The organism is Oceanobacillus oncorhynchi, from assembly GCF_000821065.1.
Classification (GTDB): Bacteria; Bacillota; Bacilli; order Bacillales; family Amphibacillaceae; genus Oceanobacillus; species Oceanobacillus oncorhynchi.
Map to the genome: position 1 here is coordinate 1758555 of NZ_CDGG01000001.1, position 20988 is coordinate 1779542.

Here is a 20988-nt window from a genome sequence, read left to right on the forward strand (position 1 = left end):
AGAAAATAAAGCATCTCCGAAAATATATACAGCATTGAAAAATAAAAAAGATGCTCGCTGCCAGGCTGAAAAAAATAACTGTTTGAAAAAAAAAACCCGCCATTATGTATAAAAAAGACCATTTACCCTGCGGATCATATTTTAAATAGCTCTCTATATAATTTCCGTCTTTGTCATTCGGCGCCACCCATTGCTCATCTTTCCCTTTCAACGCAACATGAAGGGGATATTCAAAAGTTTTATCTGGATATTGTCTTTATGGATTTCTACAATAAAACGGCCGGTAAGGTAATGCCCCAGCTCATGAAACCATACATGTAAGAGAAGGAGAAGGTATCCAAAGATAAGTCAAGATACTACCTGCATGAATTTACGAACCTCCCATTATTCCAGGTTATAAAACCATCCCCTAATCTAGAATCTGTAAAACTGTAGTTAAGGAAGTTGGGCAGAATTTAGTAATAGAAAGTTGCTTTACTCGCATTTTATTGTTTACATATGAATCCATAATTGAATTACACTCATCCCAACCCCTAAAGCTAAAGGAACCATTCTTGTTAAATTCAACCCGGTTAAGGTGACGGTTGCTTTTTCTAAAGGATCTTTGGCAGGGGAAGCTAAATAATGGATAAATCGCTGCCAGGCTGTTTGTTTTTGCCTGCGTTTCTGCTCAGGGACGATTACCTGAAATCGGTCCAGCTCTTCCTTTAGTTTATCTTCTTCATTAAATTCATCTTTCAGCATGAAAATCCTCCTCCAGGTTGTTTTTTAATGTATTCATTGCAGTATGTAGCCTCGATTTAACGGTACCTATCGGAATATCTAATATCGATGCAATTTCATTTTGCGGCAGGTCTTCATAATAAACCAGTAAAATAATCGCCCGCTGCTTATCAGGCAAGTCGGCAATGGCCTGCTGAACCCATAATTTTTCATCCATTCTTATCGAGTGATTAGACTGTGGTGCTAAAAAAGGCAGCAGAGAGCGCCATTTCTTTCTTCGATTTAATTTATTTATTAGTAAGCGGTAAGCAATTTGAAATAAATAAGCTTTGACTGTTCCTTTCGCAGGATTGAATGCCTGCTTTTTCTTCTGCAGGATTTCAAACGTATCATGAACAATATCTATACTGAGCTGTTCTTCTTGCGTGTAACGGTAGAGAAAACAGTAAAGCGGTTCGTACAGGCGTTCATATAATTGTGTGAAGCCTGCTTTGTCCCCATTTTTGTAAATTTCCATCCACTCTTCGTTACGCTTCATCTTCTTTATCCCCTGGGTGGGCTTTGATGGATTTTAATGTCATCGAAATACGGGAAACAAAATAACTCACAATAACAATAACCCAAGTTTGCGTTTGATTGGATAGAAATTGCACCCATGCATTTTCAACGGTTTTTCCAGCTGCAATGAAGAAAAATAAGGCTTGTGCACAGAGAATGACATAAATGGCAAGGCATAACGTGACTGTATCAAACACGTTCCACCTTAAATAAATCGTTGTTTTTTTATAATTTATTTTTCCATTTTCTTTAACAACATATTTATGATTAAATGATCTGATGATAGCAGGAATCAATATTGATAATACCCCTGCCACAATTAAAGAAATAATATATCCTTTCCCCATAATTCCCTTCCTATCTATTATATATTTTCTTTGATCAAATTCCGAGTATGACATGATGGCCAGCCAAATAAACGGACATGGATAAGGTTTGAACTATATCTCGTCAATAAGAGTTACTGTACAGGCATTATATCAAAGAAGTAAAAACATTGGATTTTATATTTTATTTTACAAGTTTCTTTTTTTCAGCATGTTTCTGATTAAATTTTTGTATATGCTTATTGTTTTTAGCGGTAAATGCAAACATGATATTAATGAATACAGAGTATAAGCTTCCTAAAAAGAATCTCCAATCATTTGTGATGAAAGAAATGATTGCGAAGAAAATAAGTACACCAGTTGTAATATAAATGGTTCGTTTTTGATATGCATTGATTTTCATTCCCTCCCCCTTGTTTACTGACTATACAAACAAACAAAGCAAAAAGTTCATAAAAAATAAAAGAAATATCATAAACTCTGTTAGGATAAAGAGAATAAATTAAATTTTTCAAAAAGAGAGGATTATTGAAGAAGATGAATAAAATAATTTACATCATCCGGCATTGTGAAGCAACAGGTCAAGCTCCTGATGCCTCCTTGACGGAAAAAGGAAAAGAGCAGGCGAAGAAGCTGGCTGTATTCCTTTCCGGCAAAAAAGTTGATCGTATCATTTCCAGCCCGTTTCTACGCGCGATACTAACGGTAGAGCCTTTTGCTGAAAAGAACAATTTAAAAATAGAGACAGATAGCCGTTTGAAAGAGAGGGTGCTCAGTACGGTTTCAATGCCAGATTGGATGGATAAACTTGAAGCAACGTATACGGATTTCGATTTAAAATATGAAGGCGGCGAAAGCAGTAAGGAAGCAACCAGGAGAATAATGCATGTAGTGAATGATTTGCGAGAAAGCGATGCGAAAAGCAGCATAATGGTGGCCCATGGAGGAATCATCTCTCTGCTTTTGCATTATTACGATAAAAGTACGGGATTTGAGGCGTGGAGAAAACTTAGTAATCCCGATATTTATAAGCTGCAGATTTCAGAAGATCATCACCAGCTTGAGCGGATATGGTTAGAAGCGTAAAGAACGAAAGATATGCAATTAATTATCCAATAATCAGTTTAACAGGTCATGAATCGCCGAAAAACGTATTTAAAAATGCAGCAACTGTCATTCAACTGGCGGTTGCTGCATTTTTAAATACTTGCTGATAAACTTCGTATTTCCTTTTCCATTCACTTCAAAAATTAGTCATCCCACCAGCTTGTTTCCATATCAATCAGCCAATGATTTTTTAATGTCAAAGCACGTTCAATAGCTGCGATGCCCCCGGCGATGAGAAGTGTCGTATTTAGCCAAGAAGGAAGAATGATTGGCGAATCAAAGGAACCAAACCGCTCTGCAATAAAGGGAATCTCCGAAATAAGCGAAGCCAGCTGCGGAAGTCCTAGTATTAAAGAAACCAGCAGAATAAAAATGGCAAACTTTCCGATAATGGCGCTGATTTCAGGGAATTTGGCATCGAAACGCATGCGCAGCCCTTCCGCTGAACGGCGATCTGGGGAGAGTACAAACTCGCGTTCATCTTCCGTAATATAATGAATTCGTTTTAAACCATATGTCGTTGCTGCAGCTTCAATAACCCCTCCAGGAACCGGAAAGACAGCTGGAGTAGAGGCTTTTGCATGGTGCTTTCCATCACGGTATAAATCGATGGACTCATTTTCATCAAAGTAATTAATATGGACTGCATAAGTATGCTTTTCTTTATCATCTTCATGAAGGTTTATATAAAAAAGGGAACGATAAAATATTTCATAAAAACGAAAGGGTTTTAACGCATGTCCATCCCCACTCTTTACTTTTTTTGCTGCTCTTTCTCTGCGCTTGCTTTTAAAACGAAACATGCTATCCTGCCTCCGAATCGTGTTCTTTTAATAGATAATACGAGAAAAGGGGGAAAAGGTTTCTTATAATTTACACATTAGTACGGTAAACCCTCTGTAAACTTCCAGGTGAATAAAGTTTCGGTGTAGAACCACCTGTTTAAAAAATTAGAAAGAACAGAGCTGCGGATTTTTTGTATGAAAAAGTGCTTCCTTGCTCATAACTAAAAGATAAGATAAGAGAAAGGATGCGGACAATGGATTTCATCAATCAGATAGAAGATTTGAAACAGAAGAATAAAGATTTGCAAATGAAGTCCGTCATTATTAAAGGTATTCCTTACGATGTGGTTGGGTTTGAAAGTTTGGTGGATTTTTCGGCTACGTGGGAAATGGTGGAGACATTAGTTCGGCACGAAGAAGAAAAATCATCAGAGCCAAACAGCCTTCATTCTAAAGAAACATCTTGGAAGAAAATGGAATTTAATAAACAAATCAAAACACTCTATGAAGGAAAAGTAATTATTTGGAATCGTGAGAAAGAAATGTCATTAATTATTGATCCTGTTTCACAACCTCTATACAGAAGTATTGAAGTTCCTGTCAATGAAACCACTATTTACGGGGCAAAGGATGCATTTACAGAGAATAGTCAACAAAATATAGGGCTGTTGCGAAGTAAATATCAATCAAAAGATGTGGAAGTAATCACAACACAGCATGGAAAAAGAAACCGCCGCTTTTCTTTTCTTATTTTAAAAGGGACGACAGAGGAACACATGGTAGAGATGATTAAAAAGAAAATCGAGGATTATCCAAATGAAATCAAACAAGTCAAAGACATTCATGTTGCATTTGGTTTTTCTAAATTTTCATTAATTACCAGAGTAAATTCTACAGAGCTACCTGAAAACGCCATGGAATACATAGAGCAGGGGAAGATTGTATTCTTTATGGATGGTTATCCGTTTGCACTGGTATTGTTTAATACGGTTTTTGATGTGTTCAAGCAGCCAAGTGACAGTAACTATCTGAGTGCATTTGTGTATTCTTTATATCTTCTGCGTATTGTTGGAATTATGATTGCTGTATTGCTGCCCGGCTTATATGTCGCGCTGATTACAATAAATCCGGAAATGTTAAAAGTCCAGCTGGCCTTGTCGATAACGGAGAGCCGTCAATTTGTGCCTTATCCTGCCTTTATTGAGATCATCATTATGCTTCTTTTGATTGAATTGATTACGGAAGCTGCCGTTCGGCTGCCTCTCTCGATATCCAATACGATTGGAGTAGTAGGCGGTATTATTTTGGGACAGGCGATTGTGGAAGCCAGCCTTGTGAGTGGGGTATTGATTATTATCATTGCTGCGACGACAATTGCAAATGGAATTATCGTTAACTTTGAAAATGGGATTACGCTGCGCTTGATGAAATATATTATTGTCGTTTTCTCCGCTATGTTTGGAATTCTGGGACATGTCATCGGTCTGCTGGTTTTATGCTCCTATATTGCCCGAATCACGAGTTTTGGAGTTCCATATGTCCGATGGAAAAAGGAAGGGATTCAAAGTGAAAATCAATAATTTATTGATTATAATCTTTTTTTTAGTCACAAATATCGGAGTGATGTTTCTGCTGTATCCTAGCCTTATCCTGGATACAGTAGATAATGGACATTGGCTAATTGTTCTTATACATGGATTTTCACATATCGCTCTTTTTGGTCTGCTGTTATTTGGTGTATCCAAGTTAAAGGAACCTAATATTTTAAAAAATTTGCCCAAAAAACGTTGGGCTGTATCCCTTACTTTACTTGTGCCCATCAGCCTTTTTATTATTGGAACAGTGATTGTTGCCATCCGTACTTATGCAGAGTTTACTACAGTATTATTCTTGAATCAGACACCCATGTTTTATGTGATGGTCATCTTCATTACAACGGCTGGTTATATTGGTCTTGGTTCGATGGAAAGTATCTTCCGGACAACCTTTTTAATAGCAGCTACTTCTTCCTATGTCATAGTCGTTATTTTCATATTATCCTTTTTCAATGCGGAATGGTATAACTTCTTTCCGGCGAAGGTAAGTAACTTCGATTTTTTATTGGAAATGCCTTTTATTACAGGTTTTTTAATATTATCTCCAACCTTTTTATTTATCGCTTTTTTACCAAAAGGAAAAAAATTCAATTATAAAACGGTTTTCTGGTTTTCGTGGCTTTTGATTCTATTTATATTTATGGCTGCTTACTCACCCATGCTGGTATTTGGAAATGAAATAGCACGGAATTTCACTTTTCCATATATCGAAATGCTAGCTACGGTTGATATTGACTGGTCTATCTTTGAAACATTGACAAGCCTCTTTGGTCTAAGTCTTCTTATCTACGCAACGTTATTTTTAGGGATGCTATTGCATATTTTGCGGACGTTATATCAAAGCATCTTCCAGACGAGCAAGCTTCATGCATCGATTGCAATGGTTATTATAGTTATCTTCATTACAGCTGTAGCAAATATGATTTCTACGTGGGAGCAAGTACAATCCCATATCATTTGGATTGTGCCGCTTCGTTTTTACACCTTCATCAGTCTGCTGATCTTCATTTTTTGGATAGGAAGAAGGGATAAACATGAAACGTAATTATTGGATAAAGATAATCATTTCTTTCGTATTGCTGGCTTTATTAAGTGGATGCTGGGATTCCAGAGACATTAATTACCGTTCCACGCCTATTTTAATGGGGGTAACAAAGGATGAAGATTTGTATCATGTGTATTTAATCATACCGGTCTCTGTGGTATCTGAGCAGAGGAATTTGGCAAAGGTGGACGGCAAAGGTGCTACAATTGTTGACGCCATTGAACAAATTAAGAAAAAAATTGAAACAACCATTGATTTAGAACATATTGGTTTTGTTGTGTTAGGTGAAGAACTGGGAAGGGAAGGGATTGGAAAAATCATTAATACCTTCATGCGCATGAGAGATATGCCGGCAACACCAACTGTGGCATTTACCCAAGAAGATATGGATTCCTATATCGATCAGATGATTGAAACATTTCAAAAAGTAGGTGTACCTATATTTGGATTTTTAGAAAAGCAGGCTGGCTGGGAAATTTATAATCCGGAAGTAAGTCTATGGCAGGTATACAGAGGCATTCATTCGTATACCTCAGATATTGCTATTCCAATTATTAGCTCCAATGAAAATTTGGAAATGGATTACTTTGGCGCATCCGTGCTAAAGAATGGAAAGATCGTTGAAACATTAGATGCTTTAGAAGTGCTGCTGATGAATTTATTAAATAATGAAGAAAACGTTATTAAAACATTTATAACGATTGATGAGACAACTGATGTAGAGCTTGTTGAAAGAGATGTAGAGTACGATTACAAATACAATGGCGATCAAATCGACCTGACCATCAAGCTTGAATTTGTGATGATTGTTGCTGAAGCAGAAGATCATTTAAACGATGAAGATATTCAGAAGAAGTTTGAAGAAAAAGTGGAAAAGGATACACTTCAGCTCGTTAAAAAGCTGCAGGATAAACATGCAGATGTTCTTGGAATCAGTAATCGAATCAGGAAAAACTATACCCATAATGAACTGAAAAACTTTCTCAATGAAACGTATCCGAATATAAATGTAAAGGTAGAAGTAGAAGCGGTTATCGAGAATAATGGTAAAATACGAAATTTAAATAATGATGATTTTGAAGACTGGGATAAACAAAAACAGGATTAGTTGGAGAAAAGGGCTCCAGGTATCGTAAATATGGTATCTGGAGTTTTTTATTACATTTTGAAGCCATTTAAACCAATTTATTGTTTTTATCTATCAGGCAGGGCTAATAGTGGTAAATAGGGGGAGAAAGTAAGTATACAGATGAAATGGCTTCATTTATTATAAAGAAGAGAGGTGTATAAATGAGAAGAAGAAGTGCTGCAGTGATTATCGAAAACCGGAAAGTTGCGCTGATAAAAAGAACTCGTGAACAAAGAAGGTATTATGTATTTCCAGGAGGCGGCATAGAAGACGGAGAAAATCCAGAACAAGCAGCTGTTCGGGAAGTATACGAAGAACTCGGTGTTCATGTAAGAATCATCAAACTTTTTGATACCATAAATTTTGATGGTAAACAATATTATTTTGCCGCAGAGATAATAAGTGGTGAATTTGCGACAGGACTTGGAGAGGAGTATACGAATTCTAGTAGAAATAGGGGGACTTACCAGCCAGTGTGGATAGGACTGGATGAGCTTATTTATTTGGATGTTCGGCCAGGAGAAATCGTGGAGAAGCTGATAGATAAGCAAAGTTGATTACATGTTGGGCTCTAGCAGGCTTATTAAAGTAATTCTTCGGAACATATGATAAAATCAATGTATATCAATTTTGGAGGGATAGCTATGTTTGGGAAGCTTTTTAAAAAGAAAGAAAAACAGGAAATTGAATTATTCGCCCCCGTCGACGGGGATGTAATTCCTTTGGAAGAAGTACCTGATCCGGTATTTGCTGAAAAAATGATGGGGGACGGAATTGCGATTAAACCATCTAACGGTAAAGTCGTATCACCTGTTGACGGAGATATTGTACAAGCATTCCCGACAAAGCATGCTGTAGGGATTAAAGCTGACAATGGTGCCGAAATTCTAATTCATATTGGATTAGAAACGGTTTCCTTGGATGGAGAAGGATTTACCATCCATGTAAAAGAAGGAGATAAAGTGAAAAAAGGCGATGCCCTTGTTGATGTGGATCTAGATGTGGTAAGTGAAAAAGCTGCAGATACGGTCACACCAATGCTTATTACGAATATGAGTGATATCGAAGCATTAAATAAACAAGATGTGAACCAAGTACGTGCAAGTGAAGACGTTGTGATTACTGTTAAATAATGTGGTAAAGAATTAAATTGGTGGTTTTTCGCTTTATGGCGGGAAATCACTTTTTATTTAAAAACTTCGTTGAGTACAGGCGTGAATAACATTGCTTCTGTATGAAGTATTCAAAGGGAACATTTAAAATAATAAATGCATAGGCTGCACAGTAGGGAATTTACCTAAAATGATTCCATTTATAAGTGAGGCGGCTAATATGTCTAATCCATATAATCCAAATCAGCATATGGCGTTTTTTAATCAGCAACAACCTCGGAATTTTCAGCAGCAGCCGAATATGGGACAACATTCGATGGAGCAGCAGGTGCTGTCTGCGATGTCTCCAGTAATCAACCACGGGATGCGGGAAGCGCAACATCTCGGTTATCCGCATGCATTAAGAGAGGCCATAGCAATTGCATATTTGATGGGGCAGGGACAGGATTTTCATTCAGCGTGGCAAATGGTAGAGTCTTGGTGGAGACCGCAAACTCTTCAACAGCCTGGGACTTTTTATTAAAAAATACAATAAATCAAGATAAAAATGCCGGTTTCTAATCGGTATTTTTTATTGGTTACAATATGACATTTTTCGAAGAGAATAAATAACACAGATTTATCCTGTACAAAGAAAATTACCTTTAAATGAAGTTTTTACATGTACAGCTAATATTAAACTAATCAAAATTCTAAAAATATAAACTAAAATAAAAAGTACAGGATAGTCTTCTCCCTCGTCCATCATCTAGCTGTTATAAATTAATTTGTCTTTTTTTGTTGAATTAAAAAATATTGTCGAAAATTTTTCGTATAATTGTATACAATTATACGAAACTGTGATATGATATCGAAAAGTTTTAATTTATATAATTCAGAAAAGGGGGAATAAATAATTTTGCAAGCGGTTTCTTTTTAAAATAAGAGGAGGGAAAAAATGAAGAAGTTTCAAATAGCAAAACTACTTATTGCACTATTAATTTTAGGGATTACTTTAGTAGGATGTTCTAACGATGGGGCGAATAACGAGGCAAACTCAGAAGGAGATGTAGAATGGCCACATAATACTACGACGCTTATTCTTCCGTTTGATGCCGGAGGGAGCTTGGATAGTATGATGCGAGTTATTGCTCAGCAGTTAGAAGAGGAATTAGATACAAAAATACAAATTGATAATCGTCCTGGGGCAGCTACACAGGTTGGAACTACCGTTTTTCAGAATGGGAAAGATGATGGATCTGTTATATTTGGTGGTACGCAATTATACTTAAGTGCTAGTATTCTGCTACAAGATGCAGATTATGACATTGATGATTTTTCAATGGTAAATATTGAACAATTTGATCCAATCACAATAACTGTGCATAAAAATTCGCCTTTTGAAACATTTGAAGAGTTAATTGAGTATGCAGAAGAAAATCCTGGAGAGCTTAGCTATTCTACGGTAAGCGGTGGGCCATTACATCTTACCGGAGTACTGTTGGAAGAAGAGTTAGGAATTGAATTTAAACCAGTTTTTTATGATGGCGGAGGGGAAATGCGTAACGCTCTTTTAGGAGAGCACGTTGATTTCATGATTGGTAATGCTTTGGGAGATAGCGCAATTGAAGACAACATTAAAGTTCTATCTGTAGCTTCAGAAGAAAAAATGGATTTATGGCCAGATGCAGAACCTATAAATGATGTATTAGCAAATTATGATGTAGAAGTCCCTTTAGTAGGGTCTGTTCGGTTCTTAGCTACACATGATTCTTTTAAAGAAAATAATCCAGAATTGTTTGAATTACTTACAGAAGCATATCAAAATGTATTCGAAAGTGAAGAATATCAAGATTACATCAAAGATAACAACGCAGAGGAAGTAAGTGAATTTCGTGGCCCTGAGGAAAGTGATGAATTAAATCACTCTCTACATGACTTATTAGATGAATATAAAGACAAACTTAAAGAAGAATAATACAACATTAGAAGAAATTAAACTAGAAAACTATATTGGTTCCACTCGAATATTTTATTAGTCATGAACCTTTTATTTAAAATTCATGACTTTATTTTTTTCTAAATTTTATTATAAGGAGGGGTAATGTGGGAGGATTAGGAAAATTTTTTAATACATTTGTCCATCGCGTTATTGTAGCCACAGGTATCCTTATTTTTTCAGTAGTATATTTAGTAGATATTAGTTCACTAAACAGCGCACAGGATAAACTTATGGTCAATCCGATTATTTGGATTATCATTCTACTTTATCCACTAATCATATGGAAAGAATGGAAAGAAGTAAAACAATCCACTAACACAGATGAAAAAGATTCCGATGAAGCAGATGAATCATCTGCTAGATTAAGCAAAAAAGTATTTTTGTTTATGCTGTCAACATTAATTTATTTAGTATTAATGAATTATCTCGGTTTTTTAATAATGACAATTATTTATATGCCAATCTTGATGAGAATATTAGGAACAAGTTCGAAAAAAGTTCTAGTTATTTTGCCAATAGTATTTACACTGCTTCTTTTCTATCTATTTAATAACCTTTTGGGAATACCTATTCCATCAGGAATACTATTAGAGGGGGTATTGTAGATGATTGAATGGCAGTCACTAATGGATGGAATAGTCATGTTTATGAACTGGTTTAATTTCCTTTTAATTATATTAGGGCTACTTTTAGGGGTTATACTCGGGGCTATACCAGGTCTCACAGGATCATTGGGTATTGCGTTGATGCTTCCAGTTACATTTACGATGGAACCATTATCCGGACTTGTGTTTTTAATTGCAATCTATACAGGAGGTTTGTTTGGGGGAGCAATAACAGCGGTTTTGATTAACACTCCTGGATCACCAGCAGCAGTCGCAACTACCTTAGACGGTTATCCAATGACAAAGCAGGGTCAGCCAGGAAAAGCTCTAGGTCTAGCGGTAGGGTCCTCTGCTATAGGGGGAATGATTGGAGGATTTGTGCTCCTATTAATTATTCAACCTCTTGCCTCCTTTGCATTAAAGTTTGGTCCCACGGAAATGTTTCTTGTAGCAGTATTTGGTTTAACAATTATATCTTCAATACAAGAAGGAGGCTTTGTTAAATCAATTTTTGGAGGGTTGTTCGGTGTTTTATTAGGTACTATCGGCATGACAGATACTGGAGCGGTACGAGGTACTTTTGATAATGTTTATTTATTGGATGGAATCCCAATGATTCCTGCATTAATCGGTTTATTTGCAGTATCTGAACTCTTTTTTCTTGCAGATAAACAATTTGTGTCTAAGCAATCAGCAAATCAAAATTTAACTTCTCAAATGTTAAAAGGTATCAAATCAATCTTTAGATATCCGTTTAATTTAATCAGATCAAGTGCGATTGGAGTTTTTGTTGGTGCCTTGCCAGCAGCAGGTTCTACGATTGCCAGTTTACTGAGCTATAATGAGGCGAAACGATTTTCCAAGTCTAAAGATAAATTTGGTAAAGGGAATGAAGAAGGAATTGTAGCAGCGGAATCCGCTAATAACGCTTCTGAGGGAGGGGCACTTGCTACGATGCTTGTTTTAGGTATTCCAGGAAGCGCATCAACGGCAATGTTGCTTGGAGCTATTATTATGCAAGGATGGGTTCCGGGACCAAGATTATTTATTGAACAAAGTACAATATTATATGGTGTTATTTTTTCAATGGTTGTAGGTTTGTTCTTTTTGATTTTTGTTGGAGGAGCAGTATCTTTAGGGGCAGGCCGTGTTATAAATATTCCTACTAGAATTCTTATTCCCATCATCATAGTATTTGCTTTAATTGGTGCATTTGCTACACGAAATTTATTATTTGATGCCTTTTTAGTATTTATTTTTGGAATTATTGGTTGGTATTTACGAAGGAATAAATATCCTGTCATTGCGGTCGTACTTGGCTTGATTCTTGGTCCAATTGCGGATTCAGAATTATTGAAAAGTGTACAGCTTCATGGTAGTGAAACGATTAATGCCTTTTTAACTCGCCCTGTAAGTATCATTCTAATTATCATTACTATCTTAGGTGTATTCTTGCCAATTATTCTTGATAAATTAAACAAAAAGAGTAAAGTTTCCTAAATAAATAGGGATAATAAAATGAATGCTATTGTTTTTTTATTTCTTGCATATTTAGGAGGCATAATTGGCGTTAAATTAAAAATACCTGCTGGTGCACTTTTAGGGTCTATGTTAATGGTCGGGGTTTTTAGCATTGTCGGCATGATTGACTCCCAGGAGATACCGCCTTTGATTCGAAATTTATCTAAAGTTGCTTTAGGAACAATGATAGGCTTAATGTTTACTAAAAATATACTTTATCTCCCATTTAAAAAATTAATCAGTTTTATAATACTTGGTTTTGGAAGTGTAATATCAGCTGTTGTTGTTGCTATGATTCTTAAAGGAATGGGAATGACTCCATTTGTTATGACTTTAGTATCTGTTTCACCAGGTGGAATTGCTGAAATGCTGACTTTGGCAGATTCTATACATACGGATACACAAGTTGTAGCAATAATGCATTTAATTCGGTTTGTAACATTAATGCTACTTTTAAGATGGATTCTTAAAACGTTTAATAAACAAGGTGAAAAGACATGAATCAATCTTTAAAGAAATTTGTGATTGTAGTCAGCATAGCAAGCGTAGGAGGATATATTGGGCATATTTTAAATTTGCCAATTGGCATTTTAATGGGGAGTTTTATTACTGTAGCAATCGCGAAAATTAGTGGTTTGAAAGTACCTCCATTAAAGAAAAAGTATAAGCAGATGATACAAATGCTAGTTGGTGGATTAATAGGATTGAATTTACAGCCGGATATCGTATCGTTATTTTTTAATCATATAGTTCCTGGTCTTATAGCAACCGTTTTTCATCTTTTATTTGCATTCTTAATTGCCTATATATTTACTAAGCTGTTCCGTTTTAAATGGTTAACTGCGTTAAGTGGAAGTTTACCTGCGGGAATGAGTGAAATCTCGATTGTAGCCGATGAAATAGATGTTGATGTGGAAGTAGTAATGTTAATGCATTTGTTTCGTATATCTCTTTTAATTTTAATATTACCCGTAATAATCAAATTATTACTGTTGTGAGGATAGGAGTGAGAAAATGGAACAATTAACGGTGCCATGTGTTGTTTATAGAGGCGGTACAAGCAGAGGATTATTTTTCCACGAAAAAGATTTACCTAAAGAAAAAGAATTAAGAGAAAAAATATTTTTAAAAGGTATTGGAGCGGAAGATGTATCTCATGTAAATGGCCTTGGAGGAGGAACCTCTCATACTAGTAAAGTTGTAATCATTAATAAAAGCGTAAAAAAAGATGCAGATATAGACTACACTTTTGTTCAATTAGGAATTGGAAGTGAAGTAATAGATTACGAAGGAACTTGTGGGAATCTTATGGCTGCAACGGGAGCTTTTGCAGTGGATGAGGGGATGATAAACGTATCAAAAGACATGGAATCCACCCTTGTTACGGTTTGGAACGTTAATATTAAAAAATATCTTAAGATAACAGTTCCACTGGAAAATGGAAAGGCAAAGGTAGATGGCAGTTTTGAAATACCAGGTGTTAAAGACCCTGGCGCTAAATTCCTTGTTGATATTAAAGATCCTGGCGGGGCAAAAACAAAGAAGACATTACCGTTGTCTGCAAAGTCTATACTGACTATTAGCAAAAAAAAATATGCTTACTCATTTTGCGATATTGTTAATCCATTTGTATATCTAGATGCAGAATCCCTTTCTCTAACAGGTGCTGAGCAAAATGAAGAAATTATGAAAGACCCACTTATTATGAAAACATTAGAAGATATGAGAGGACATATAGCCGTTAAAAGTGGGTTAACTCCCAGTTTGATAGAAGCAGAAGAAAAATATCTTGCTTTACCAAAGGTTTCTTTTGTCAGTAGACCTATAGATTATTTAACGTCTACTGGGAAGCGAATAAAAAAGAATGATTATGATATTCTAGCTCGTATGGTATCTATGAAGAAGATGCATCGGACCTTTGCAGTAAGTGGCTTACTAAACTTAGCAGGAGCATGTCTTTTAGATGGCACGATTCCTAACCAAGTTTCTAAGATAAAGCCATTAGAAAATGGACAAATGGTAAGGATTGGACATCCAGAAGGAATAATTTCTATTAGAGTTCAAAAAAGTCAATTAGAAGAAAGAATTAATTATGTTGGTTTGGAAAGAACAGCACGTAGAATTATGTCTGGTAAATTATATATACCGCAAAATTAAGTTGAATTAGGAGTGTTAAAATGAGCTGGTTAGTACGAAATAATTATGAACATCCGATTAAAGTGATGAGGAGAGAATTAAATACCAAAGGAATTATTAAAATGCCAGGTGCACACGACGCAATGGCAGCTTTGCTAGCCCAAAAAGCTGGATTTTCAACTATATATTTATCTGGAGCAGCTTTAACCGCAAGTTTAGGCATACCAGATTTAGGGGTGCTCACATTAACAGAATTAACAAATCGTACAAGAGAAATTGTTCGTGCTACAGGAATGCCGCTCCTTGTTGATATTGATACGGGTTATGGAAGTATATTAAATGTAACAAGAACTGTATTTGAAATGATAGACGCCGGGGCTGCAGCCATTCAATTAGAAGATCAAGAACTTCCTAAAAAATGTGGCCATTTAAACGGAAAAGTACTAGTAACCAAAGAAGAAATGGTGAGAAAAATTCGAGCAGCTAGAGAAGCAGATCCTGATATCGTTATTATAGCAAGAACAGATTCTTTCGCCCAAGAAGGGTTAGAAAATGCTGTTGATCGTGCAAAAGCATATTTTGGTGCTGGGGCAGATATTATCTTTCCAGAAGCATTGCAAAGTAAAGAAGACTTTGAACGATTTGCTAGAAGAGTTGATTTTCCGCTTTTAGCTAACATGACAGAATTTGGACGAACGCCGATGTTTACAGCAGAACAATTTGAAGAGATGGGGTATAAAATCGTAATATATCCAGTTACATCTTTGCGTATAGCAAGTAAAGCGGTAGAGCTTATGTATAAAGAAATAGCTGAGACAGGTACACAAAGTAATTTATTAAACAAGATGCAGACAAGGCAAGAATTATATGATGTTCTTTTATATGAAAAGTATGAATTATTAGATGAAAGTATTGCGAAAACAAATATGGAGGAATTGATTAAGTAATTAGTTTTATTTATTGCAATATCTTCTTGATATAAAAAACCACAGAAATGCTGAATTACAGTAGTTTCTGTGTTTTTTTCTACATTTAATAAGTAATTACTTATTAATATTTTAATGGTTTAATTATATTTGAAATATTATAATTAAATAATTCGTAAAAAAATAAAGTATATTAATTGAGTTTGAACCATATACATGCTTTTTAACTGTCACGCTTCCTAATTATATGATATTCTTTTATATAAGGTATTTCTAAAATCCCATGGAGAAAAGAATTAATTAGGTGACATCTAACTTAATACTATATTAAGGATGGATCTATATTGGATAAAACAAAAAGATTATCAACAACTGATTATATTTATGAACAAATAAAAAAAGATATTATCGAGTTTACTTATGAACCCAATGGCCGTTTAGTTGAAGATTCGTTAGCTAAAAAAATGGAGATAAGCAGAACTCCATTGCGTCAAGCATTATATCGATTAGAATTGGAAGGTTTAATAGTAAAAAAAGCTAATGGGAGAATGGCTGTTGCTCCAATGTCTATGAAAGAAGCGAAAGAACTTTTTATGGTTAGAGAGGTAATGGAAGGACTCATTGCCAGAGAGGCTACACTGAACATTGCTCAATCTAATGATTTTGATGGAATCATTAATAAGTTTGAAGACATTACATTTTTAATGCGAAATTCTGCAGAAAATGAACGTAAAATGGATGTAGTATCTTATGGAAGTGATTTTCATAGTTTATTAGGTGAGTACAGTAACAATGCCACGGCAGTAAATTTACTAGAACAGATAAATAACCGGGTATCTAGGTATAGACGATTAGGTGTTTATAAGGATCCTGAATATCCACGTACTTTACCAGTCGAAGAACATGAAGAAGTATTGAAACATATGAAAGCTAAAAGTGAACATGCAGCTGAAGCAGCAATGCGTGCACATATTAAACGTAGCTTGAAAAATACGATACATGGGTTGTCTTATCTGTCTTTATAAAAAGTAAGTAAAGCAGCTTAATATTCAAATAATATATTAGTAAACCAGCACCTTCTTTTTGTGGGAATTTAAGTTAAAGGAGGTGCTTTTGTTATGCCGTGGAGTCATTAACATTCTTAAGCAATAAAACTTTTCAATGACCTTTGTAATTTTTACTTCTTTATAAAGCGTAAAAGAATTTGTTTGCTGTTTTTTCAATCAGTATAGGTGCTAATGTATTAAATACTTAATTGAACTTACACATATTATTTTATTAATTATCAGCCCAGCCCGCTTTTGCATATAGTATTAACGACTAATTTGAGGGAGGCTTTTTCATTGTCAGAATATCTTCATTCAATAGAATTATGGTGTAAAGAGATGGCGCAAACATATCGGGAAGCAAGGGAATCTTTTCAAGAGGATGTCCGTAGAGATGCATTAGCTGAATGGGAAAAGGAATTCAATCAATTTCAAAAGGAGCTTGCAAATCATCAAGCTATAGAAGAACAGGAGGCTTATAACCAAGCGAATCATTTGTACACAACATTTAACCAGTATATAGAACAGTACACGGAGGAAATGCGAGCAGAAGGGAATCGTGAAAGAGTGGTTCCAATCGGCGGCCATACGCTTCCGCCGCTTCCGTACAGCTATGATGCTTTAGAGCCTTATATCGAACGCCGGATTATGGAGCTGCATCATGATAAGCATCATCAGAGCTATGTGGACGGTTTAAATAAAGCGGAACTGGAAATGCAGCAGGCGCGTTGGGATAATAATTATGACCTGATTAAGCATTGGGAAAGAGAAGCAGCGTTTAACGGTGCAGGACATTATCTACACACGATATTTTGGAAGGTGATGAGCCCGGATGGGGGCGGGGAGCCTACTGGAGATTTACTGCATGAAATCGAGCAATCCTTTGGCAGCTATGACCAGTTTAAAGCACATTTTACAGAAGCAGCAAATCATGTTGAAGGAGGTGGCTGGGCTATTTTAGTATGGTCTCCGCGGGCAAGACGTCTGGAGATTCTTCAGGCGGAAAAGCATCAAAATTTAAGTCAATGGGATGTGGTACCTCTTCTCGTCCTTGATGTGTGGGAGCATGCCTATTATCTGCAATATGAGAATGTGAAAGAGGATTACGTAGATAATTGGTGGAATATTGTCAATTGGACGGAAGTGGAGAACCGATTTAATAAGGCAAAACAATTGAAATGGCAGCCTTTTTAATAGGCGTTATAAAATGTTTAAATTTAAGCAAATACCAAATTTTCTTTTAAAATGAAAGTTTTAGCACTCATTTTGAAGGGAAATCCTCCTGTAGATGTAAAAATGAGGGAGGACAAAAGTTGTATGAAGAAGCATTATATTTTGGCAGTCATGGTATCTTTTTTACTAATATTAGCGGCATGTAATGATACAGGGGAAAATGACGCAGAAGACAATGGCAATGGAACAGATACACCAGAAGTTGATCAAACAGAAGAGGGAGAGGTAAATGAGGAAGAAGAGCTTCTGGAGGGAGCCCTAGATGCTTTGTCTGGAATTGATCAGCGTTATGAAGAAGCAACGATTACCATGGAGATGTCCTTAGATGAGGAGCTGGAGGAAGAACTGGGAGGAGAAGAGAACGCTGAAACAGAATCTTCTACTACGATGCATATGTACTCATGGCAAATGAATAATGAAGATGGAACGGTCAGTGAACGTACGGAAATAGAGACAGATGGCGGCCCAGTAGAATATAGCGTCTCTGATGATAGTGAAACTTCCATCAATTATACAGAGGGTGATGATACGGCATACGAAATCGAAATGTTAGATGTGGAAGCAAATCCAGCAGAAATCCAAATGGAAGAAGATCAGATTCGCGAGATGATGGATACGCACGACATTACCTATGAAGGTGAGACTGCTGTTAATGAATATGATGCGCATCACTTCGTATTCACAGATGGAGAGGAGGAAATCGACTATTATTTTGATACCGAAACCTTTGTCATCGTCCAGATGGAGATGAGCTCAAATGATGGTGAGGTTACAACAAGTATGGAATTAGAGGATTATGCACTAGACTTTGATTACGATGAAGGTTTTTTCCAGTTAGAGGACGTATTGGATGATGAGATCAAGGTTGAACAGATAGCCCCTGATGAACATATGGAAGAGCAATTGGAAGACGAAGAGACGGAGGATAATGAAGCATAAGATGTATGATTTGCTTCTATATATTAACAAGGAAAAAACGGCTTCGTTGCAAAGGAGTCGTTTTTTTGGTGCGAAAAAAATTATTTCATCTTCCGGAGCATTAAAGGAATAGTTTGTTGGGTTAAAGTAAAAAGAATAAATTAATGAATAAAATAGAATCGGGAATTAAGTGATTGAACCTATTTCCATTCTCTTGTGAACTGGCAAAAGATAAAATAATAAGGGGACGAGGTTATCGTAAACCTATTGTTGAGAATTATATTGTTTTCTACTTGATTAAGAACAAAAATGTATTGATTATGCGCGTTTTATTTGGCGCTCAGAAATACGATGATTTAGTAAAATGATTTTAATTAATCATAGAAAATAAAGGCTGATACAAGTCATTTTTTTCTTGGTTTGGTATCAGCCTTTTCTGGCATACAGATAGTTACTGTCGTGCATCTTTTCGCTATTCCTCCAAAGCAGCTTGAATATATCTATACAACACACTGTCCAAGCCAAAATGCAAAGCAGGCTGTGGGTTTTTAGCGTAAAACTTTTCGGCGCTCTCTATCAAGTCCTTATTTCCTCCTGAAAAAGTATCCATCAATTCTTGCCATTCCTCTGCCAAGCTCTGAACGGATGGATCCTGTGGAGATACGCCATCTTCATGCTTGTCTTTTAACGCTCCAAGCAGTTCTTTAAAGCGTTTTTCCCCTTGTTTGTATGCTTTTTTTCCTGTATGAAGATAGTGTTCTCTCATTTTATCAAGCTGTTTATTTGTAAAATAGTCGGAACGATTTAATCGAATCAATTCAAAAAGGGAGGTCAGCTCTTGGAAAGAAATAGTTTCCATCTTAGCTGCTTCCTGTTTGGTATATTCTAACTGGCTCAGCAGTTTTTCCTGAACAGCTAATTCTGCTTTGACCCGGCTAATTTGTTGATCGAGTGTATCTAATAGGTTCTCGTTGTGTGTTTGGATAATCTCCTTTATTTCCTCCAATGGTAAATACATTCTTTTCAACACGAGAATTTGCAGCAGCATCTGCATATCCTCGCTGGTGTAGCGCCGATGTCCCGCCTCTGAATAGAGAGAAGGCGAAAATAACCCGATTTGATCATAGTACCTTAGTGTACGGATGGAAAGTCCTGTCAGCGCTGCTAATTGCCCGGTTGACCAGTAATCTGGCATGTGCTCACCTCGTTTGTAAAATAGTTTGTATTTCAGAAGGGTGAAATACATAGCTTCTGCCGCAAATATGGCATGTTGTATCAATAGAAGTGCTTGTTTCCACGGCTTTTTGTAATTCTTCTGCAGATAGGGAATACAGAAAGCCATAAAACATTTCCTTCGAGCAGGAACAGGAAAATTGGATTGGCTTATGTTCCAACACTTTAGAACGATAAAAGCGCTGGTTCAACGCCTTTTCTATCTCGGCGTCATTCATGTTAAGCAGCAAAGAAGCAAGGTTTTCTGCTTCGAATTGCTCCCGTACAAAATCCAATGCACCTTCCTCAGCTCCAGGCAAGGCCTGCGCATAGATTCCATAACTTTTAAGAAGACAGCTATTCCTGTCCAATTCAATATTTGTTTGTATCATGGTATCTGTCTGCTCACTTTGTTTAAAATAATAGGCAAAATCATCGTCCATATTTTGATAAGGCATATCTGTAACCCCAGTGAATTGGCTCATTTCCAATCCTTTCATCATTCGTATGGAAGCTTTTGTCCCGATAAGGTCCTGGAGTGAGTGGTTTGAATTCTGTTGTCGGGATGCTTTTAAAAGTGCTTGGCTGACGTAGCCGCGTACATTTCCTCCTGCATCTGTATCTGCATATATTTTATGATTCTTGTTCGTTAATGTAATAACCAAGCTGATTCGCTGATTATCCTTCAGTGCTGCGGAAAGAAGGCTCAGAATGGAAACCGCTTTAGCTAAAGCAAAACAGCAGGTCTTATCCTTTATTGTACTTAACTCCATGATTTCCTGTAGCATTTTTGTGTTATCCGTAAAGTATAAACGGATACTTTTATCTAAAATAAGGGTTTTTATAATTGTATTTATCATGTGATCCGCTCCTTTCTAATAATAGGATAAAACATGACGTGACGTAAGGTTCAAGCTTCATTTGGAAGAGTGTAAAAAGGAAGAACGGTCTTTTACAATATGGACAGTTCATCTTAAAATAGAATTAACAGGAATAGAAAGCAAAGGAACATTTCAGGTATTTTCATCAG

At 36.1% G+C, this 20988-nt stretch carries 25 protein-coding genes; 18 read left to right on the top strand and 7 right to left on the bottom strand.

Features of this window, described 5'->3' with window-relative positions:
- Positions 1 to 492: 492 nt before the first annotated feature.
- The 4 genes from BN997_RS08360 to BN997_RS08375 all read right to left on the bottom strand — a co-directional run bounded on the left by BN997_RS08360 (position 493) and on the right by BN997_RS08375 (position 2010).
- Positions 493 to 744 carry a hypothetical protein gene (locus BN997_RS08360; protein ID WP_042531315.1) on the bottom strand — a complete coding sequence of 84 codons (252 nt, stop codon included), beginning with the start codon at positions 742 to 744 and terminating at the stop codon, positions 493 to 495.
- Positions 731 to 1270 carry an RNA polymerase sigma factor gene (locus tag BN997_RS08365; protein WP_042531317.1) on the bottom strand — a complete coding sequence of 180 codons (540 nt, stop codon included), beginning with the start codon at positions 1268 to 1270 and terminating at the stop codon, positions 731 to 733. Before BN997_RS08365 ends, BN997_RS08360 begins: the two co-directional genes overlap by 14 nt.
- Entirely contained in the window at positions 1251 to 1628 is a 378-nt protein-coding gene (locus BN997_RS08370) for a hypothetical protein (protein ID WP_052484955.1), read from the bottom strand. Before BN997_RS08370 ends, BN997_RS08365 begins: the two co-directional genes overlap by 20 nt.
- Before the next feature lie 163 nt (positions 1629 to 1791).
- Positions 1792 to 2010, bottom strand: coding sequence for a hypothetical protein (locus tag BN997_RS08375; RefSeq protein WP_042531319.1), 219 nt, complete (start codon positions 2008 to 2010; stop codon positions 1792 to 1794).
- A 134-nt stretch (positions 2011 to 2144) separates the two neighbouring features.
- Here BN997_RS08375 and BN997_RS08380 point away from each other — a divergent pair, with 134 nt between their 5' ends.
- On the top strand, positions 2145 to 2693 hold the full coding sequence (locus BN997_RS08380) for a histidine phosphatase family protein (RefSeq protein ID WP_042531321.1): 549 nt from the start codon (positions 2145 to 2147) through the stop codon (positions 2691 to 2693).
- A 164-nt stretch (positions 2694 to 2857) separates the two neighbouring features.
- On the opposite strand, the gene BN997_RS08385 is transcribed toward BN997_RS08380, so the two are convergent.
- Complete coding sequence (locus BN997_RS08385; protein WP_042531323.1) at positions 2858 to 3517, bottom strand: hypothetical protein; 660 nt, start codon at positions 3515 to 3517, stop codon at positions 2858 to 2860.
- Between the two features lie 236 nt (positions 3518 to 3753).
- Here BN997_RS08385 and BN997_RS08390 point away from each other — a divergent pair, with 236 nt between their 5' ends.
- The 17 genes from BN997_RS08390 to BN997_RS23830 all read left to right on the top strand — a co-directional run bounded on the left by BN997_RS08390 (position 3754) and on the right by BN997_RS23830 (position 19114).
- On the top strand, positions 3754 to 5079 hold the full coding sequence (locus BN997_RS08390) for a spore germination protein (protein ID WP_226894736.1): 1326 nt from the start codon (positions 3754 to 3756) through the stop codon (positions 5077 to 5079).
- Complete coding sequence (locus tag BN997_RS08395; protein ID WP_042531327.1) at positions 5066 to 6139, top strand: GerAB/ArcD/ProY family transporter; 1074 nt, start codon at positions 5066 to 5068, stop codon at positions 6137 to 6139. Before BN997_RS08390 ends, BN997_RS08395 begins: the two co-directional genes overlap by 14 nt.
- On the top strand, positions 6129 to 7247 hold the full coding sequence (locus tag BN997_RS08400) for a Ger(x)C family spore germination protein (protein ID WP_042531329.1): 1119 nt from the start codon (positions 6129 to 6131) through the stop codon (positions 7245 to 7247). The genes BN997_RS08395 and BN997_RS08400 overlap by 11 nt, the downstream gene beginning before the upstream one ends.
- Before the next feature lie 182 nt (positions 7248 to 7429).
- Positions 7430 to 7825, top strand: a complete 396-nt coding sequence (locus tag BN997_RS08405; protein ID WP_042531331.1) for an NUDIX hydrolase — start codon at positions 7430 to 7432, stop codon at positions 7823 to 7825.
- A gap of 87 nt (positions 7826 to 7912) precedes the next feature.
- Positions 7913 to 8401 carry a PTS sugar transporter subunit IIA gene (locus BN997_RS08410; protein ID WP_042531333.1) on the top strand — a complete coding sequence of 163 codons (489 nt, stop codon included), beginning with the start codon at positions 7913 to 7915 and terminating at the stop codon, positions 8399 to 8401.
- A 199-nt stretch (positions 8402 to 8600) separates the two neighbouring features.
- Positions 8601 to 8903, top strand: coding sequence for a hypothetical protein (locus BN997_RS08415; protein ID WP_052484956.1), 303 nt, complete (start codon positions 8601 to 8603; stop codon positions 8901 to 8903).
- A 414-nt stretch (positions 8904 to 9317) separates the two neighbouring features.
- Positions 9318 to 10337 (top strand): tripartite tricarboxylate transporter substrate binding protein, encoded by a 1020-nt coding sequence (locus BN997_RS08420; RefSeq protein WP_052484957.1) that lies wholly within the window; start codon positions 9318 to 9320, stop codon positions 10335 to 10337.
- A gap of 128 nt (positions 10338 to 10465) precedes the next feature.
- Complete coding sequence (locus BN997_RS22175) at positions 10466 to 10966, top strand: tripartite tricarboxylate transporter TctB family protein (RefSeq protein WP_052484958.1); 501 nt, start codon at positions 10466 to 10468, stop codon at positions 10964 to 10966.
- Positions 10967 to 12466 (top strand): tripartite tricarboxylate transporter permease, encoded by a 1500-nt coding sequence (locus BN997_RS08430; RefSeq protein WP_042531335.1) that lies wholly within the window; start codon positions 10967 to 10969, stop codon positions 12464 to 12466.
- A gap of 18 nt (positions 12467 to 12484) precedes the next feature.
- The gene (locus BN997_RS08435; RefSeq protein ID WP_042531337.1) at positions 12485 to 12988 is read left to right on the top strand and encodes an AbrB family transcriptional regulator; all 504 of its coding nucleotides are present in this window, start codon (positions 12485 to 12487) and stop codon (positions 12986 to 12988) included.
- Positions 12985 to 13485, top strand: a complete 501-nt coding sequence (locus BN997_RS08440) for an AbrB family transcriptional regulator (RefSeq protein ID WP_042531338.1) — start codon at positions 12985 to 12987, stop codon at positions 13483 to 13485. Before BN997_RS08435 ends, BN997_RS08440 begins: the two co-directional genes overlap by 4 nt.
- 16 nt (positions 13486 to 13501) lie before the next feature.
- A complete protein-coding gene (locus BN997_RS08445) occupies positions 13502 to 14644 on the top strand; it encodes a PrpF domain-containing protein (protein ID WP_042531340.1) in 1143 nt (380 codons plus the stop codon).
- 20 nt (positions 14645 to 14664) lie between these two features.
- Positions 14665 to 15570 (top strand): methylisocitrate lyase, encoded by a 906-nt coding sequence (gene prpB, locus BN997_RS08450; protein ID WP_042531342.1) that lies wholly within the window; start codon positions 14665 to 14667, stop codon positions 15568 to 15570.
- Positions 15571 to 15893: 323 nt separating this feature from the next.
- Positions 15894 to 16574: a GntR family transcriptional regulator gene (locus tag BN997_RS08455; RefSeq protein ID WP_226894739.1), complete on the top strand. Its 681-nt coding sequence runs from the start codon at positions 15894 to 15896 to the stop codon at positions 16572 to 16574.
- A gap of 300 nt (positions 16575 to 16874) precedes the next feature.
- A complete protein-coding gene (locus BN997_RS08460; RefSeq protein ID WP_413465439.1) occupies positions 16875 to 17789 on the top strand; it encodes a superoxide dismutase in 915 nt (304 codons plus the stop codon).
- Positions 17790 to 17912: 123 nt separating this feature from the next.
- The gene (locus tag BN997_RS08465) at positions 17913 to 18767 is read left to right on the top strand and encodes a hypothetical protein (RefSeq protein ID WP_042531346.1); all 855 of its coding nucleotides are present in this window, start codon (positions 17913 to 17915) and stop codon (positions 18765 to 18767) included.
- A 173-nt stretch (positions 18768 to 18940) separates the two neighbouring features.
- Positions 18941 to 19114, top strand: coding sequence for a type II toxin-antitoxin system RelE/ParE family toxin (locus BN997_RS23830; RefSeq protein ID WP_084612888.1), 174 nt, complete (start codon positions 18941 to 18943; stop codon positions 19112 to 19114).
- A gap of 104 nt (positions 19115 to 19218) precedes the next feature.
- Here BN997_RS23830 and BN997_RS08470 read toward each other — a convergent pair whose 3' ends face one another.
- Together BN997_RS08470 and BN997_RS08475 are read right to left on the bottom strand one after the other, a co-directional pair.
- Positions 19219 to 19941, bottom strand: coding sequence for a MerR family transcriptional regulator (locus BN997_RS08470; RefSeq protein ID WP_042531348.1), 723 nt, complete (start codon positions 19939 to 19941; stop codon positions 19219 to 19221).
- Positions 19942 to 19945: 4 nt separating this feature from the next.
- On the bottom strand, positions 19946 to 20818 hold the full coding sequence (locus BN997_RS08475; protein WP_042531350.1) for an Hsp33 family molecular chaperone HslO: 873 nt from the start codon (positions 20816 to 20818) through the stop codon (positions 19946 to 19948).
- Positions 20819 to 20988: the final 170 nt, after the last annotated feature.

Bases quoted from the DNA above. Each gene is read 5' to 3' on its own strand.
- BN997_RS08360 (WP_042531315.1), bottom strand. From the start codon at position 744: ATGCTGAAAGATGAATTTAATGAAGAAGATAAACTAAAGGAAGAGCTG.
- BN997_RS08370 (WP_052484955.1), bottom strand. From the start codon at position 1,628: ATGGGGAAAGGATATATTATTTCTTTAATTGTGGCAGGGGTATTATCA.
- BN997_RS08375 (WP_042531319.1), bottom strand. From the start codon at position 2,010: ATGAAAATCAATGCATATCAAAAACGAACCATTTATATTACAACTGGT.
- BN997_RS08380 (WP_042531321.1), top strand. From the start codon at position 2,145: ATGAATAAAATAATTTACATCATCCGGCATTGTGAAGCAACAGGTCAA.
- BN997_RS08385 (WP_042531323.1), bottom strand. From the start codon at position 3,517: ATGTTTCGTTTTAAAAGCAAGCGCAGAGAAAGAGCAGCAAAAAAAGTA.
- BN997_RS08390 (WP_226894736.1), top strand. From the start codon at position 3,754: ATGGATTTCATCAATCAGATAGAAGATTTGAAACAGAAGAATAAAGAT.
- BN997_RS08400 (WP_042531329.1), top strand. From the start codon at position 6,129: ATGAAACGTAATTATTGGATAAAGATAATCATTTCTTTCGTATTGCTG.
- BN997_RS08405 (WP_042531331.1), top strand. From the start codon at position 7,430: ATGAGAAGAAGAAGTGCTGCAGTGATTATCGAAAACCGGAAAGTTGCG.
- BN997_RS08410 (WP_042531333.1), top strand. From the start codon at position 7,913: ATGTTTGGGAAGCTTTTTAAAAAGAAAGAAAAACAGGAAATTGAATTA.
- BN997_RS08415 (WP_052484956.1), top strand. From the start codon at position 8,601: ATGTCTAATCCATATAATCCAAATCAGCATATGGCGTTTTTTAATCAG.
- BN997_RS08420 (WP_052484957.1), top strand. From the start codon at position 9,318: ATGAAGAAGTTTCAAATAGCAAAACTACTTATTGCACTATTAATTTTA.
- BN997_RS08430 (WP_042531335.1), top strand. From the start codon at position 10,967: ATGATTGAATGGCAGTCACTAATGGATGGAATAGTCATGTTTATGAAC.
- BN997_RS08435 (WP_042531337.1), top strand. From the start codon at position 12,485: ATGAATGCTATTGTTTTTTTATTTCTTGCATATTTAGGAGGCATAATT.
- BN997_RS08440 (WP_042531338.1), top strand. From the start codon at position 12,985: ATGAATCAATCTTTAAAGAAATTTGTGATTGTAGTCAGCATAGCAAGC.
- BN997_RS08445 (WP_042531340.1), top strand. From the start codon at position 13,502: ATGGAACAATTAACGGTGCCATGTGTTGTTTATAGAGGCGGTACAAGC.
- prpB (WP_042531342.1), top strand. From the start codon at position 14,665: ATGAGCTGGTTAGTACGAAATAATTATGAACATCCGATTAAAGTGATG.
- BN997_RS08465 (WP_042531346.1), top strand. From the start codon at position 17,913: ATGAAGAAGCATTATATTTTGGCAGTCATGGTATCTTTTTTACTAATA.
- BN997_RS08470 (WP_042531348.1), bottom strand. From the start codon at position 19,941: ATGCCAGATTACTGGTCAACCGGGCAATTAGCAGCGCTGACAGGACTT.
- BN997_RS08475 (WP_042531350.1), bottom strand. From the start codon at position 20,818: ATGATAAATACAATTATAAAAACCCTTATTTTAGATAAAAGTATCCGT.